Here is a 14840-nt window from a genome sequence, read left to right as displayed (position 1 = left end):
CATCGAACCCACCGGCCGAAGGAGATCCGAGATGACGTACACCCTCGCCCCGTCCGCAGCGGCGGCCCCCGCACGGGACGCCGCCCGGTTTCTCCGGCTGGTGCTGCGCGTCGACAGCGTCAGCACCGCCGTGATGGGCGTCGTGCTGGTCGCGGCCGCCGGGCCGCTCGGCTCCGCGACCGGGATGCCGGTGGCCTTCGCCGTGGCGTTCGGGATCTTCCAGCTCGGCGGGGCGGCCTGCCTCGCCCTGGTCGCGGGCTATCCGGTGATCCCGCCCGGCCTGGCCAGGACCGTCGTCGCGGTGAACGCCCTGTGCGCGGTCGGGTGTGTGGTGACGGCCTTCGCCGGCTTCGTGCCGCTGAACGGCTTCGGGGTGGTGTTCCTGCTGATCGGCGCGCTGATCGTGACGGTCTACACCGCGCTCCAGTACGCGGGTCTGCGGCGGATGACCGCGGCGACGGCCTGACCGGCCGCCGCCGCAGTGCAGCACAGGTCAGGAACGCGGTCTCAGTCCCCCGCCAGCTCGTCCGGCGTGGACCGGGCGAGGCCGGCGAGGGTCGCGAGGGCCCGGGAGAGGACCTCCCGGGTGGGGGACGCCAGGCCGAGGCGGATCGCGTGCGGGCCCCGGTGACGGCCCGCGGAGAACGCGGCGGCCGGGGTCACCGCGATGCCGTGCCGTGCGGCGGCGGCGACGAAGGTGTCGGCGCGCCAGGGGGCGGGCAGCTCCCACCAGCGGTAGCACGAGAAGGGGTCGCTGCGGGTGCGGAAGTCGCCGAGGTGTCGGTGGGCGATCTCCTGCCGCGCCCCGATCTCCCGCCGCTTGGCCCGTACGAGGGTGTCGACGGTGCCGTCCGCCTGCCACCGCACCATCGCCTCCAGGGGGAACCGCATGGGCGTCCAGCCCCCGGAGCGCAGGGCTCCCGCGACCCGGCCCGCCAGGTCGGCGGGGGCCACGGCGAAACCGAGGGACAGTCCCGGGGACAGGCGTTTGGAGAGGCTGTCGACGAGGACGGTCCGTTCGGCGGCCCGCGCGGCGAGGGGCGGTGGCAGGTCGTCCCGGAGGAAGGCCCAGACGGTGTCCTCGATCGCGTGGATCCCCTGGGTCAGGAGCACGTCGGCCAGGTGGTCGAGCCGTCGCGCGGGCATCGTGAGGGACAGCGGGTTGTGGAGGGCGGGCTGCACGTAGACGGCGTGCAGCGGATCGACGCGGTGCGCTTCCTCCACCGCCTCCGGGATCAGCCCGTCCTCGTCCATGGCCAAGGGCACGAGGGTGACGCCGAGCCGGGCGGCGATGGCCTTCAGCACCGGGTAGGTGAGCTCCTCGACGCCCAGCCGGGCGCCCGGGCGGGTCAGTGCGGCGACGGCGGCGGAGATGGCCTGCCGGCCGTTCCCGGCGAACAGGATCCGTTCCGGGTCGGGCCGCCACCGCCCGCGCGTGAGGACATCGGCGGCGGCCTCGCGGGCGGCGGGGGTACCGGCGGGCCCGACCGGGCGGAGCACCGACTCCAGATGGTCGGGGCGCACCAGTTCCGCCAGGCCGGCGGCGAGCAGCCCGGCCTGTTCGGGGACGACCGGGTGGTTGAGCTCCAGGTCGACGCGGCTGTCGGCGGGCTCGGACAGGGCGGGTGCGGGGGCGGGCGTGCCGGGCTCGTCCGTGACGAAGGTGCCGCGGCCGACCTGGCCGACGGTGAGGCCGCGGCGGGCCAGCTCCTGGTAGACGCGGACGGCGGTGGAGTTGGCGATGGCGTGCCGCCGGGCGAACTCCCGCTGCGTGGGCATGCGTTCCCCCGGCCCGATCCGGCCGGCCGCGATCTCCGCCGCCACGACGTCGGCGACGGACCGGAAGTCCTGCACGGGATCCACCTCCCTGTCGACGGATCGAACGGCATCGAACCACAGCATTGCACCGAGTGCAATGTCCGCTATTGAACCGAGCGAAAAGCCGACCCTAGACTCCGATTGCACCGAGCAACACGCGTCGGCGCACGTCGGCGCACGACAGCGGGTCAGGAACCGGGGCAACGAACAGAGCGGCGGACAAGCATGGTTGAGCTGAGCGGGGTGCTGGGCGTCGCGTTGGTCGCCCTGGGCATGGTGCTCACCCCGGGCCCGAACATGATCTATCTCGTCTCCCGGAGCATCACCCAGGGACGTCGTGCGGGAGTGGTCTCCCTCGGCGGCGTGGCCGTGGGCTTCCTGGTCTATCTGCTGGCCACGAACCTCGGCCTGTCGATGGTCTTCCTCGCCGTGCCCGAGCTGTACGTGGCGGTGAAACTGGCCGGCGCCGCCTATCTGGCCTATCTGGCCTGGACCGCCCTGCGGCCCGGGGGCGTATCCGTCTTCGCCCCCAAGGAGCTGCCGAAGGACTCGCCGCGCAAGTTGTTCACCATGGGCCTGATGACGAATCTGCTCAACCCGAAGATCGCCATCATGTATCTCTCCCTCATCCCGCAGTTCATCAGCCTGGAGGCGGGAAACGTCCTCCTCCAGGGCTTCCTGCTGGGCTCCGTCCAGATCGCGGTGGCCCTCACCGTCAACCTGGGCATCGTCCTGGCGGCGGGAGCCATCGCCGTCTTCCTCGCCCGCCGCCCCTCCTGGCTCCGCGCCCAGCGCTATCTGATGGGCACCGCCCTGGGGCTGCTGGCCGTCTCGGTGGCCGTGGACACCTCGGCCCCGGTCACGTCGGGCTGAACCGCCGAGTGGGCGTCAGAGCATGATGAGCAGGCGCGTATCGGCCTTGAGCTTCCTGTTCACCGAGCGGCTCTGCACATACACCTCCAGCGCGGGGTTGTTGCCGGCCTTCACGGAGACGGTCCCACGGACACCGGCGCCGAACAGAAGATTGCGCGCCGCCTCGCCCGTGTAAGCACGGTCGGTGTCCTTCTCGACCACGATGACCTCCTTGTCGGGCTGCACCTGGACCCGGGTGCCCAGCTGGTAGTAGCAGGAGCCGCGTTCGTAGGTGACGCCCGGGTGCGAGTCGACGAAGGCGCGGATCTCCATCTCCTTGTCGACCTTCAGCAGGCGGTACTTGTCGGCGGGGACCGGCTCCAGGTTGGCCCGCACATCGTCGACCGATATGTCCTGGCCGACGGCGAACAGGTTCTTCGTGCCGCGCACCCCCTGCTCGCGACCGCGGAGGAAGCTGGTGGCGGCGGCGCGGACGGTGCCGATCGCGTCCTCGACGCCCTTCTGGGAGTCCGCGTCCCAGATGGCGATGTTGCCGGCCGGGAAGCCGTAGTTCTGGGCGGTGCGCTTCGCCAGGGAGTTGGGAACGAGGATCGCGGAGGTCCAGTGCCCCGGAAGCCCGTTCATCTTCGCGGTGATCCGGTCGAGCCAGGGGCCGAGGATGGACATGTCGCCGTCGTGCCGCCGGTCGCCGCCGGAGGCGTTCTCCTCGCCGTCCGTCACCACGATCTGGAGGAAGCTGTGCTCGCCGTACTCCTCCCAGATGTGACCCAGGTCGTCCAGGGACTTCAGCGAGGCCTCGATGAGGGCCGTGGCGCCGTTGTTCACCTTGTACAGCCCCCGCATGGACGGCAGGTGCTTCACATCCATGTCCCAGACCAGGTTCTCCACCCGGTGGTCGAAGGAGTAGAGGCTGATCCGCGTCTCATGACCGAGGCTGTCCGACTCGGCCTTCAGCCCCGCCACGAACTCGTCGACAACGCGGATGAGCTGACTCTGGTGCTGATACATGGAGCCCGAGGCGTCCACGACCAGAGCGACGTGATTGACCTTGTGCTGGATCCTGTTGGCGGACATGGTGCTGCTCCTTCTCCGGTGTTCCCCGAGCCCCCCGGGGGTTCCCCGGTTGATGTCTTCGACTGTATGGGGCGGCACTGACAACGCCCTTCGGCGAGCGCTGTAATGCCCGAGTAACGGCCCCTGTCTAGCGTCCGGACTCCCCCGTACCGTCCCTGGAGGAGCACCCCGATGCACCTGCCCCGACCGCCCTGGCGCAGAAGCGCCGGCTGGGTGGCGACCGCCTTCACCGCCACCGCCCTACTGACCGCGACACCGCCCGCCGCCACCGCGGCGGACACCGTCCCCCCGGCCGCGTCCGCGAAGATCGACTCCGCGCTCGCCGCGGCCGTGGCCGGGAAGGGCGAGGCGTCCTTCTTCGTGGTCCTGAAGGACCGGGCCGATCTGTCCGGCGTCCGGAAGCAGAAGACGCACGCGGCGAAGGCGAAGGCCGCGTTCAAGGAACTGCGGGCGACGGCCGCGGACGCCCAGGCCCCGCTCAAGGCCCTCCTCGACCGGAAGAAGACCGGCCACCAGGACTTCTGGATCGCCAACGCCCTTCTGGTCACCGGTGACCAGAAGCTCGTCGCCGAGCTCGCGCAGCGCTCCGACGTCGCCCGGATCGTCAAGGAGCAGCACTACAGCCTCGACGACGTCGAGGCGGCCGACGGGAAGATCACCACCTCCCGGACGGATGCGAACGGCACGGCTGCGAACGGCACGGACGACGACGAGGACGGCACCCCCGAGTGGGGCGTCGCCGACATCAAGGCCGACCAGGTCTGGAAGCAGTACGAGGACCGCGGTGAGGGCATCGTCATCGCCAACATCGACTCCGGCGTCCAGTACGACCACCCGGACCTCGTCGGCACCTACCGCGGCGGCAACGGCGACGGCACCTTCACGCACGACTACAACTGGTACGACCCGAGCGGCCAGTGCGGCACGAGCGGTGTCCCCTGCGACAACAACGGCCACGGCACCCACACGATGGGCACCATGGTCGGCAAGAACGGTGTCGGCGTCGCGCCGAACGCCGAGTGGATCGCCGCCAAGGGCTGCGAGTCGAGCCAGTGCTCGGACGAGTTCCTGCTCAAGGCAGGTCAGTGGATCCTCGCCCCGACCGACCGCAACGGCGAGAACCCCCGCCCCGACCTGGCCCCGAACATCGTCAACAACTCCTGGGGCGGCGGCGACACGACGTTCTACCAGGACATCGTCGAGGCCTGGAAGTCCGCGGGCATCTTCGAGGCGTTCGCGGCCGGCAACGACGGTGACGGCGCCACCTGTTCCACCGCGCACGCCCCCGGCTCGCAGGCGCCCGCCTACGGCGTCGGCGCATACGACGCCACCGGCAAAATCGCGGCGTTCTCCGGCTTCGGCCCCTCGCTGGTCGACGGTTCGACGAAGCCGAACATCTCGGCCCCGGGCGTCAACATCCGCTCCACCTGGCCGGGTTCGTCGTACAAGGCCTCCAACGGTACGTCGATGGCGACGCCCCACGTCGCCGGTGCGGTGGCCCTGCTGTGGTCCGCCGCGCCGTCCCTGATCGGCCGGATCGACGAGACCCGGGCGCTCCTGGACGAGGGCGCCCTCGACGTCGACGACACCCACTGCGGCGGCACCCCGGGCATGAACAACGTCTGGGGCGAGGGCAAGCTCGACATCCTCGCCTCGGTCGACAGGGCCCCGCACACCGCGGGCACCGTCAGCGGCACGGTCACCGACGCGGCCACCGGCGCCGCCCTGTCCGGCGTCACCGTCCACGCCGACAGCGCCACCACGAGCACCCGCACCGTCACCACGGGCCCCGACGGCGCCTACCGGCTGTCGCTGACCCCGGACACCTACGACTTCACATTCACCGCCTACGGCTACGCGGCCGGTTCGGCGACCGCCGTCGAGGTGGGCGAGAACCAGGACGTGACCCGTGACGTCCCGCTGTCCGCGGTCGCCTCGCACCGGGTCACGGGCACCGTCCTCGACGTCACCGGCAAGCCCCTCGCCGGCGCGACCGTCGCGATGACCGGCGCCCCGGTCCCCGCCGTCACCACGAACGCCAAGGGCAGGTACACCCTCCCGAAGGTCGCCGAAGGCACGTACGACCTGACGGTGAAGCCCGCGCGGCCGACGCTGTGCAACGGCGCCTACGCCGGAACCGCCACCGTCGCCGCCGACCTGACCAAGGACGTCCGGGTCCCGGCCCGCACCGACGCCTCCGGCAACAGCTGCGCCCCGGGAACGTACTCCTGGATCGACGGCACCAAGAAGGTGGCCCTGAGCGGTGACGAGGACGCCACGACGATCTCGCTGCCCTTCTCCGTGCGGCACTACGGCGTCGCGTACTCCACCGCATCGGTCACCACCAACGGCATGGTGAACTTCCTCGCGCCGCGCGTCGGCGACTACGCCAACACCGCGCTGCCCACGGTGAACAACCCCAACGGGTTCCTCGCCCCGCTGTGGGACGACCTGACGCTCGACAAGAAGTCGTCGGTGCGGACCGCCACCACCGGCGCCAAGGGCGAGCGCACCTTCGCCATCGTCTGGAACGACGCCGCCTACGCGACCGGCGCATCCGGCCGCGCCACCTTCGAGGTCGTCTTCGACGAGGCCTCCGGGGCCGTGACCTTCCAGTACAAGTCGGTCGCGGACCGGGGCGCGGGCGCCACCGTCGGCATCCAGAACCAGGCCGGCACCGACGCCCTCCCGTACTCCTTCGACCAGCCGGTCGTCACCGACGGTTCGGCCATCCGCTTCACGCAGGGAGCCAACTGATGAGAGCCACCCACACCCGGCGGGGCCTCCGGCTCGCCGCCGCCCTGGTCACGGCCGGGCTGTGCATCGGCACCGCCCCGGGCGCCCTGGCCGCCGACGACAGCGGCACGGCGATGAAGCTGACCGGCGCCGAGGCGAAGACGCTGGCCGCCCGCGCCACGCTCGACGCGTACGGCGACGCCGACGCGGCCCGGGTCGGCCCCGGGGCCGAGGACGCGCCCACGGCCCCCGACAGCACCACCGCGGTCCCGCCCGGCGGCGCTGCCCTTGACGACGCGGCCGCCGACGCGCCCGCCGACGCCTCCGCACCCGTCACCTTCACCGGCGCGTCCACGCTGGAAGGCGTACGCGGCATGGGCGCGACCGTGCCCGTCGGCGGGAAGGGCGACTACCTCACCCTCCACAGCCTCGGCAACGTGCAGCGCCACGCCGCCGACGGCAGCGCGGTGTGGGAGCGCACCAACACCTCCCTGTACGCGGACTGGAAGGTCACCCCGCAGCGGCCGTGGCAGACCGAGCCGTACCCGGCCCGCATCCTGATGGGCTACAACGCCGTCTCGCCCTTCGCGCCCGCCTCCGACTCGGGCTTCTCCACCGGCGACCTGACCGGCGACGGCGTCGAGGACCTGGTGTTCTCGGCCAGCGTCGGCATCGCGCCCTACCGGCCGTTCACCTCGCCCGGATCGGAGCTGCCCAACGGCACGTTCGTGACGGTGCTCGACGGCACGACCGGCAGGACCCTGTGGTCGAAGCTGTACGACTACGCCTCCATGGTCAAGATCGTCGACGGCACCCTGCTCGTGGCCGACGCGCCCCGCATGAACATGAACTCCCCGGCCGACGACACCGCGAGACTGACCGGCACCCGGTTCTCCTACGCGGGCGGCACGCTGACCCCGTCGACGACCTGGACGTACGACACCAGATCCACCGGGAACGCCAACTGGGGCGACCTCCAGGACCTCGGCAAGGGCCGGATCGTCGTCTCCTGGGACCTGGCCAAGACCGGCGGCGCCGACGGCCGGGGCCGCACCCTCGCCCTCGACACGGCCGACGGCTCCGTCGCCTGGGAAACCGACAGCATGCTGTACAGCAGACAGCTGCGGGTGGACGCCGGCCGCAAGCGCGTCGTCGCCGTCGAGCAGGCCGACGCCACCGACGGGGTGCGCTACGAGATCGCGGCGTACGACGTGAAGACCGGGCGGCGCGCGACGCTGGACAACCGGATCAACGTGCTGCCCACCGCACTGACCGTCGGCGAGCTGACGGCCAAGGAGGGCGACGAGTACGCGGTGGCCGAGTCCTCCCTGGACAACAACCTGTACGTGAACGCGGCCACCGTCCGGGTGCTCAACGGCACCGACCCGAGCAAGGTGCTCTGGTCGAACACGGTCAAGCGTGACGCCGGCAACTTCTCGGACGGAGCGAGCATCTGGCGCCTGCACATGGTCGGCGGCAAACTCGTCACCACGGGCCAGGACGACCGTCACGTCCAGGAGGCACAGAACGTCGGCGGCGGCCGCCTCGCCTCGCTGACCGTGTTCTCCCGCAAGGGCGAGATCACGTGGCAGGAGAAGGGCGTCGCCGCCACGCCGATGTACCAGGACGTCTTCGACGACGCCCGGGGCACCCTGGTGCGGATCGTCGACCAGAGCCAGAACATCCGCACGTACAAGCTGGGCAACGGCAAGCTGAAGGACCTGACGCCGCTGCGGGGCGACATCTCCTACGCGAAGGCCGCCGACCTGAACAAGGACGGTCGGTCCGACGTGGTCATGGGCGGTTCGTCGAACGGTGTGTGGGCCTACTCCGGCCCGTCGCTCGCCGCCGGAAAGCCCGAGAAGCTGTGGCAGGCCACCGTGCCCGGCGCGGTGCACGGCATCGAGACCGGGGACGTCAACGGCGACGGCAGGCCCGAGATCGTCGTCGCCGCCGACTCGGCGGTCGTCGTCCTGAACGGCAAGAACGGCAAGACGCTCGCCACCATCGACGGCGGCGGCCGGTTCGTCCACGCGGTCCGGCTCGCCGACCTCGACGGCGACGGCGAACTGGACATCCTCGTGCCGACGGACACGCTGGACGCCTACCACGGCGACGGCCACAAAATGTGGTCGTACAAGGCGCCCAAGAGCCTGGGCCCCGTGGTGTTCTCCGACCCGTCCTTCGCCGACGGCCGGGTCCACACCTCGTACTCCAAGGCCGGCTCGCTCGACCTGGCCGACCCGGCGGCGACCGCCGTCGCGCTGAACGCCCGCACGGGCAAGGTCAAGTGGAGCCTCGCACCGAAGGCCCCGGCCGCGTCGAGCGACGGTGTCGTCCACGCCGCCCTCACCCGCAACGGAACCTTCGCGTCCCCCGAGATCCCGTACGCGGACGGCCACGCGGTCGTCTACATGTGGGACATCACGGGCCAGGCCGGAACCGGCTCCACCGACGGCGACAGCCCCCAGAACTACCTGGAGATCCGCGACGGGCGCACCGGAGAGCTCGTGCACTCCACGACCGCCGGGGGTCTGTGGACGCACGGCGAGTTCTTCACCGACGAAGGGATCCTGTACCAGGCGGGCACCTCCTCCTACCGCCGCTTCAGCGGCGAGGGCGAGGACGACGCCAAGGTGTTCGTCATACCGCAGTCCTACAGCGGCGGCTTCGCGACCGGCCCCGGCGGTCGCAAGCTCCTCATCGGCGGCACCGAGGGAGGCGTCCACGCCTGGGACGGGGACACCGTCTTCGACAACCCCGGCACCTACGCCAACGGCGTCGGCAGCAGCGGACCCCTCACCGGCGGCCGCAACTACCTGGCCGCCGACCTCGACGGTGACGGCTCCGTCGAGGTGCTCTCCCTCAACGGCGACGACTACGGCCTGGACCGGATCGCCGAGAACCTCGGCGGCCGCTACCTGGTCCAGGACAACGGCATCCACCAGGTCACCACGTTCACCCTCTCCTGAACCCCTTCCTCATGCCGTTGCCATGGCCTCCCCGGGCCTCGCCCGGGGAGGCCATGGCGTGTTCGATTACAGTGCGCCTTCATGAACGGGCAACGACCGGCCGGCGACGCTTCCGCCGCACCGCTGCTGCGCCTGCGCCTGCTCGGGGGATTCCGCGCCACGCGTGACAGCGGCCCCGAACTCGCCGAGCGCTGGCCGCGGCCGGGCGCCCGCGCTCTGGTGAAGCTCCTCGCCGTCGTTCCCGGGCACCGTCTCCACCGGGAACAGGCCATGGACGTCTGCTGGCCCGACGCCGACCCGCAGGCCGCCGCGGGCAGTCTGCGCGTCGCCCTGCACGCCGCCCGCCACGCCCTGGAACCGGAGCTGGCGCCGCGCGCGGCCTCCTCCTACCTCGTCTCCGACGGGGCGTTCCTCTCCCTCGCCCCGGCGAACGTACGGATCGACGCCGACGACGCCGAGGCGGCGGGCCGGGCGGCCCTCGCCTCCGGCCGGCGGGACGACCTGTCCCGTGCGCTGGACCTGCTGGACGGCGAGGTGCTGCCGGAGGACCGCTTCGCGTCCTGGGCCGAGGACCGGCGCACCCAGCTCGCGCACCTGCGCGAACAGATGCTGCTCCGGCTCGCCGAACAGCATCTGGAGCACGGTGCGGCCGCCGAGGCGGTGGCCGTCGCCGAGCGGATCCTGGCCGTCAGCCCGGCCGAGGAGCCGGCCCACCGCGTCCTCATCGACGCCTGGCTGCGGCAGGGGCTGCGGCGGCGGGCCGTGCACCAGTACCACCTGTGCCGCGAGGTGCTCGACGCGGAGCTGGGCGTGCGCCCGGGGCCGGAGACCGAACGGCTGCACCGGGCGGCGCTGGCCGCGGCCCCGGCGCCCGTCCCCGCTCCCCCGCTGCCCGCCCCGCTGCGGGCGGGCAGCGGGGCGCTGCCGCTCCGGGGCCGGGACGCCGCGCTCGCCCGGCTGCTCGCCGGCGACGGCCCGCTGGTCACCCTGCTCACGGGGGAGGCCGGGGTGGGCAAGACCCGGCTGGTGGTCGAGGCCGCGCGGCGGGCGACCGCCGCCGGCACGGCCGTGCTGTGGGGCGGCGGCCAGGACGCCGAGGGGCACACACCGTACGGGGTGTTCGCGGAGGCGCTCGACGGATGGCTGGCCGAGCACGACGCCGACGCGCGGGCCCGGGTCGGCGCGGAACATCCGGAACTGGCCTCGTTCCTGCCGTCGCTGGGCCGGGTGGGCGTCGCCGGCCGGCGCAGCCCGGAGGAGGAACGCGACCGGCTGTTCCGGGCGAGCACGGCGCTCCTGGGCGATCTGGCCGCCCGCTGCCCGGTCCTCGTGGTCCTGGACGATCTCCACGCCGCCGACGCCGGCTCGTTCCAGCTGCTCGGCCATCTCGCCCGGCGGGCCAGGGACCGGGGGACGGCGCTGCGTTTCCTGGTGACGTACCGCGAGGAGGAGCTCCCCGACGGCGATGTGCGCCGCTCGGTCCTGGCGTCCCTCCTCCGTCAGCAACTGGCCGTACGGGACGTGCTGGGGCGGCTCGACGAGGACGCGTGCCGGGCCGTGGTGCGCGACGCCACCGAGGACGCGCCGGGCGCCGGGCACGGCAGCCGGGTGTGGGAACTCTCGCTGGGCAACCCGCTGTTCGCCCTGGAGCTGGCCCGCGGCCTGGCCGACGGCGACACCGATCCCGTACGCGCCCCGGAGGGGGTGCGGGAGCTGGTGGCCGAGCGGCTCGTGCGGCTCGACCCGGACACGCGGCGGATCGTCGAGGCGCTCTCCGTCGCCGGCGGGGACGCCGCCCTGTCCGAACTGCTCGACGTCGCCGAACACGGGCTGTACCCGCCGCTGTCGGGCGCCGCCGCGGCCGCCGCCCTGGAGCGGGCCATCGCCGCGTCCGTCGTCGAGGAGCGGCAGGTCGTCGTGGCCGGGCGGCCCGAGGCGGGCACGGCGTTCCGGCATCCGCTGGTCCGGATGACCTGTTACGAACAGCTGACCGCGGTCCGCCGCAGGCAGTTGCACACGGCGTTCGCGCAGGCGGTGCAGCGGCGGCGGCCCGACGCCGTCGACGCGCTGGCCTCCCACTTCGCCCGCGCCGACGATCCGCGTGCGGCCGAGTATCTGCGCAGGGCGGCCGAGCGGGCTGCGGCCCTGTACGCCAACGACACCGCCGACCGCTACTACCGGGATCTGGTGGCGCGGCTGGATGTGGACGCGGCCCGCGCCCGGCTGGCGCACGCCCGGGTGCTGCGGCGCATGGGCCACTTCGAGCAGGCGGCCGACGCGGTGCGGCTGGCGCTGGCCGAGTTCGAGCGGCGCGGCGCCCACGACGACGCGGTGCTCGCGGCGGCGCTGCTCGCCGAGACGCTGGTGAAGACGAGCGCCCCCGCCTCCGGCCGCCGGACGCTGCGGGACCACCCGGTGACCGCGGACACCGCGCCGGAACCGGCCGCCTGCCACTTCCTCGCCCTGTCCCTCATCCGCTGTGTCCAGGGGCGTTACGCGGCGGGGGCCGAGGCCGCCGGGCGCGCCCTGGCGGCGGCGCGGGACGTGCCGGGAACGCCGGGGCAGGGGCTGGTGGCCCGGGCCTACGCGCTGCGGGCCACCAACCTCGGGCTCGCGGGCCGGTTCGCGCAGGCGCGCGAGGCGGGCGACCTGGCGCTGGAGCCGGCCGAGGCGTACGGGGATCCGACGCTGCTCGGCTCGGTCCTGTCGACGCTGCGGGAGAACGCGCGGCGGGCCGGCCGGTTGCACGAGGCCGTCGGGATCGGGACCCGCGCGCTCGGTCTGGCGGAGCAGTCCGGGGATCCGACCGCCGCCGCGTTCGAGCGGACGAACCTGGCCGAGCTGTGGCTGCTGCTGGAGGAGCCCGGTCCGGCCCGGGCCCTCGCCGAACAGGCCGTGGCCGGTGCGGAGGCGTACGACGCGTGGTGTCTCCCGTACGCGCTCGCGGCGTCGGCGCGGGTGCGGGTGTACCTGGACGAGAGCGCCGGGGCCACCGGTCTGCTGGACCGCGCCGAACGGGTGGCCGCCGCCCTCGGGGACCGGCAGGCGGAGCACGAGGTGCGCACGGCCCGTGCCGAACTGGCGCTGTACGCACGTCGTCCGGACGACGCGCTGCGCGCCCTGGAGGGCCATGCCGGTGAGGCGCCGGTGCTGGTGGCCTGGGCGGAACTGCTGTCGGGGCGGCCCGGAGCGGCGCTGCCGATCGCCCGGGCCGAGGTGGCGCGGGCGGAGCGCACCGGGGAGCATCTCGCCGAGGTGGAGGCCAGGATCGCGGTCGGGACATCGTTGTCGCGGCTGGCCCGGGCGGCGGAGGGGGCGCGGGAGCTGTCCCGGGCGGAGTCGCTGGCCGGGTCGCTGCCGTATCCGGCGGGGACGCGCCGGGCCGCGTGGGCGCGGGCGTTGCCGCGCGCGGCATGGGCCTCGGGCGGGGGGGGGGGGGGGGGGGGGGGGGGGGCCGCGGGGGGGGGGGGGGGGGGGGGGGGGGGGGGGGGGGGGGGGGGGGGGGGGGGGGCGGGGGGGGGGGGGGGGGGGGGGGGGGGGGCGGGGGGGGCCCCCCCCCCCCCCCCCCCCCCCGTTCTTCTTCCCGGAACTCCCGGAACTCCCGGAAAACGGACCAGGTGTAGGCCGCCATTGTCCGGGCACACGACGTTCAGCGGAATATCAATAAAAAATCAATGATCCGCCGCAAGAATGAGCTAGGCGACCTTCGCGAAAGGAGCCACAATGAGCGACTCCCTGTGGGGCTACCAGCCGTCGAGCGGTCATACCGCGGGCGCCGATCTGACCGGTTATGCGGTCGAGGCGACCGACGGCAGTATCGGAAAGGTCGACAAACATTCCGACGAGGTGGGTTCGGCCTATCTGCTCGTCGACACCGGAGTCTGGATCTTCGGCAAGGACGTCCTGCTGCCCGCGGGCACGGTGAAGCGCATCGACGCCGAGGACCGGAAGGTCTACATCGACCTCACCAAGGAGCAGGTCAAGGACTCCCCGGAGTTCGACCGCCACCGGCAGGCCGAGGACCCGGGCTACCACGAGCAACTGTCCGCGTACTACCTGGCGTTCCGCATCATGTGACGGCGACCCGGCGTACGCCCCCGAACGGCGGCGGGCCCGGCCCCGAGGAGGGGTCGGCCCCGCCGCCCCGCGCGTTCCCCGGCCCGCCTCAGAACAGCACGTTCCCCGGCCCTCCTCAGGACACCAGCTCCGACCAGAACGGCGGGCCGCTCCCGGCCGCCGGGGACGGCCCCTCCGCCGCGCCCGCCTCCCACCCCACGAACTCCCGCTCCACCCAGTCCGCCAGGTCCCGCCCGTAGTGGATGATGTCGGCCCCGTGCACCGAGAGCACCGGGCTGCCGCTCGCCCCCCGCGACGGCAGGTACCGGTGCGCGTGGAGCGGGATCAGCTTCGGTACGGAGGCGAGCGCGGCCCGCGCCGCCGCGACGGCCTCCACCGGGTCCGCCGGGCGCGCCCCCCACCGCCCGGGAAGCCACCAGCCGTGCTCCACCGAGAACAAGAGCCCCTCCACCGGCCACTCCAGCCGCTCCCGGATCAGGGCCGGGTCGCCGTTCCGCCAGTCCGGCCACGGGTTCCGCGGGGACTCGCCCTCCTCCGCCCGCCCCGCCCGGCCCACCGGCAGCCCGGCCGCCAGGAAGCCCCGGTGGTCGTCGGCGAACACGATGCCGTACTCCGCCTCGATCCGGTCGAACTCCGCATCGCTCAGACCCGGTCCCAGCTCGCACACGCCCAGCTCCGCGAGACGGCGCGCCGCCCGCGCTCCCGCCCGCATTCCCTCGTCACCGGTCATCGGAGCAGCGTAACGAGTGCCCGCCACGCCCCTCCCGGCCTCAACGCGGCAACTGCCCCTCCCTGTTGATCTCCGTCACCCGGGCCCGCAGCACCACGCCCGGGGACGCCGGCCGCACCGACTCCGGCGGGCAGTCCCACTCCGGCCCGCCGCCGGGCGGCCGCAGCCGCACGTCCGGTCCGGACCGGCCGATCACCCGGCCGACCCGGCCGTCCCGCGCGTCCACCGCGAACGCGCCCGGCTCGGGCGTACCCGACTCACATCCCTCACCCGTCATGACCGCTCTCCTTCTCCGCCAGCACCTCGCACAGCCGCAACGCGGTGTCGATGTTGCAGCGGCCCAGGTCGACCAGGGGCGTCGGTTCGTCACCCGCACACGAGACCGGATCGATCCGCAGGGACGGCAGCTTCACCCCGAACTCCGCAAGCCCTTCCTTCAGCCGCTCCACGGCGTGCTCCGCCGTCCGTACGCGGTCCGCCGCCGCCCTGCGCCGCTCCATCGCTTCCATGCCGCACACCTTCCACTCTGAGTGATGGCCATGCATACCCAGCGTGTCCAA

General features: G+C 73.1%; 11 protein-coding genes. 6 read left to right on the top strand and 5 right to left on the bottom strand.

Going from position 1 to position 14840, the window contains the following annotated elements:
- Positions 1–31 precede the first annotated feature (31 nt).
- Complete coding sequence (locus tag ACIQPT_RS02530; RefSeq protein ID WP_401151814.1) at positions 32–466, top strand: hypothetical protein; 435 nt, start codon at positions 32–34, stop codon at positions 464–466.
- 41 nt (positions 467–507) lie between these two features.
- On the opposite strand, the gene ACIQPT_RS02525 is transcribed toward ACIQPT_RS02530, so the two are convergent.
- Positions 508–1854 (bottom strand): PLP-dependent aminotransferase family protein, encoded by a 1347-nt coding sequence (locus ACIQPT_RS02525; protein ID WP_401151812.1) that lies wholly within the window; start codon positions 1852–1854, stop codon positions 508–510.
- Positions 1855–2043: 189 nt separating this feature from the next.
- Between ACIQPT_RS02525 and ACIQPT_RS02520 the strand changes: the two genes are divergently transcribed.
- The gene (locus ACIQPT_RS02520; protein ID WP_401151809.1) at positions 2044–2691 is read left to right on the top strand and encodes a LysE family translocator; all 648 of its coding nucleotides are present in this window, start codon (positions 2044–2046) and stop codon (positions 2689–2691) included.
- A gap of 15 nt (positions 2692–2706) precedes the next feature.
- Here ACIQPT_RS02520 and ACIQPT_RS02515 read toward each other — a convergent pair whose 3' ends face one another.
- Positions 2707–3765 (bottom strand): VWA domain-containing protein, encoded by a 1059-nt coding sequence (locus tag ACIQPT_RS02515; protein ID WP_401151807.1) that lies wholly within the window; start codon positions 3763–3765, stop codon positions 2707–2709.
- A gap of 171 nt (positions 3766–3936) precedes the next feature.
- Here ACIQPT_RS02515 and ACIQPT_RS02510 point away from each other — a divergent pair, with 171 nt between their 5' ends.
- The 4 genes from ACIQPT_RS02510 to ACIQPT_RS02495 all read left to right on the top strand — a co-directional run bounded on the left by ACIQPT_RS02510 (position 3937) and on the right by ACIQPT_RS02495 (position 13550).
- A complete protein-coding gene (locus ACIQPT_RS02510; RefSeq protein WP_401151805.1) occupies positions 3937–6522 on the top strand; it encodes a S8 family serine peptidase in 2586 nt (861 codons plus the stop codon).
- On the top strand, positions 6522–9473 hold the full coding sequence (locus ACIQPT_RS02505; protein WP_401151802.1) for an FG-GAP-like repeat-containing protein: 2952 nt from the start codon (positions 6522–6524) through the stop codon (positions 9471–9473). The genes ACIQPT_RS02510 and ACIQPT_RS02505 overlap by 1 nt, the downstream gene beginning before the upstream one ends.
- 81 nt (positions 9474–9554) lie before the next feature.
- Entirely contained in the window at positions 9555–13151 is a 3597-nt protein-coding gene (locus tag ACIQPT_RS02500; RefSeq protein ID WP_401151800.1) for an ATP-binding protein, read from the top strand.
- Between the two features lie 45 nt (positions 13152–13196).
- The gene (locus ACIQPT_RS02495) at positions 13197–13550 is read left to right on the top strand and encodes a PRC-barrel domain-containing protein (RefSeq protein ID WP_401151798.1); all 354 of its coding nucleotides are present in this window, start codon (positions 13197–13199) and stop codon (positions 13548–13550) included.
- 115 nt (positions 13551–13665) lie between these two features.
- Here ACIQPT_RS02495 and ACIQPT_RS02490 read toward each other — a convergent pair whose 3' ends face one another.
- The 3 genes from ACIQPT_RS02490 to ACIQPT_RS02480 are packed head-to-tail and all read right to left on the bottom strand — an operon-like array spanning position 13666 to position 14789.
- Positions 13666–14280 carry a hypothetical protein gene (locus ACIQPT_RS02490; RefSeq protein WP_401151795.1) on the bottom strand — a complete coding sequence of 205 codons (615 nt, stop codon included), beginning with the start codon at positions 14278–14280 and terminating at the stop codon, positions 13666–13668.
- Positions 14281–14320: 40 nt separating this feature from the next.
- Positions 14321–14557, bottom strand: a complete 237-nt coding sequence (locus ACIQPT_RS02485) for a hypothetical protein (protein ID WP_401151793.1) — start codon at positions 14555–14557, stop codon at positions 14321–14323.
- Positions 14547–14789 (bottom strand): hypothetical protein, encoded by a 243-nt coding sequence (locus ACIQPT_RS02480; protein WP_401151790.1) that lies wholly within the window; start codon positions 14787–14789, stop codon positions 14547–14549. Before ACIQPT_RS02480 ends, ACIQPT_RS02485 begins: the two co-directional genes overlap by 11 nt.
- Positions 14790–14840: the final 51 nt, after the last annotated feature.

Origin of the sequence: Streptomyces sp. NPDC091289, from assembly GCF_044757365.1 — a bacterium.
Classification (GTDB): Bacteria; Actinomycetota; Actinomycetes; order Streptomycetales; family Streptomycetaceae; genus Streptomyces.
This window is presented reverse-complemented; position numbering and strand designations above follow the sequence as displayed.

Excerpts from the sequence above, each read along its gene's own strand:
- ACIQPT_RS02495 (WP_401151798.1), top strand. The coding sequence starts at position 13,197 with ATGAGCGACTCCCTGTGGGGCTACCAGCCGTCGAGCGGTCATACCGCG.
- ACIQPT_RS02505 (WP_401151802.1), top strand. The coding sequence starts at position 6,522 with ATGAGAGCCACCCACACCCGGCGGGGCCTCCGGCTCGCCGCCGCCCTG.
- ACIQPT_RS02510 (WP_401151805.1), top strand. The coding sequence starts at position 3,937 with ATGCACCTGCCCCGACCGCCCTGGCGCAGAAGCGCCGGCTGGGTGGCG.
- ACIQPT_RS02490 (WP_401151795.1), bottom strand. The coding sequence starts at position 14,280 with ATGACCGGTGACGAGGGAATGCGGGCGGGAGCGCGGGCGGCGCGCCGT.
- ACIQPT_RS02480 (WP_401151790.1), bottom strand. The coding sequence starts at position 14,789 with ATGGAAGCGATGGAGCGGCGCAGGGCGGCGGCGGACCGCGTACGGACG.
- ACIQPT_RS02520 (WP_401151809.1), top strand. The coding sequence starts at position 2,044 with ATGGTTGAGCTGAGCGGGGTGCTGGGCGTCGCGTTGGTCGCCCTGGGC.
- ACIQPT_RS02515 (WP_401151807.1), bottom strand. The coding sequence starts at position 3,765 with ATGTCCGCCAACAGGATCCAGCACAAGGTCAATCACGTCGCTCTGGTC.
- ACIQPT_RS02500 (WP_401151800.1), top strand. The coding sequence starts at position 9,555 with ATGAACGGGCAACGACCGGCCGGCGACGCTTCCGCCGCACCGCTGCTG.
- ACIQPT_RS02530 (WP_401151814.1), top strand. The coding sequence starts at position 32 with ATGACGTACACCCTCGCCCCGTCCGCAGCGGCGGCCCCCGCACGGGAC.
- ACIQPT_RS02485 (WP_401151793.1), bottom strand. The coding sequence starts at position 14,557 with ATGACGGGTGAGGGATGTGAGTCGGGTACGCCCGAGCCGGGCGCGTTC.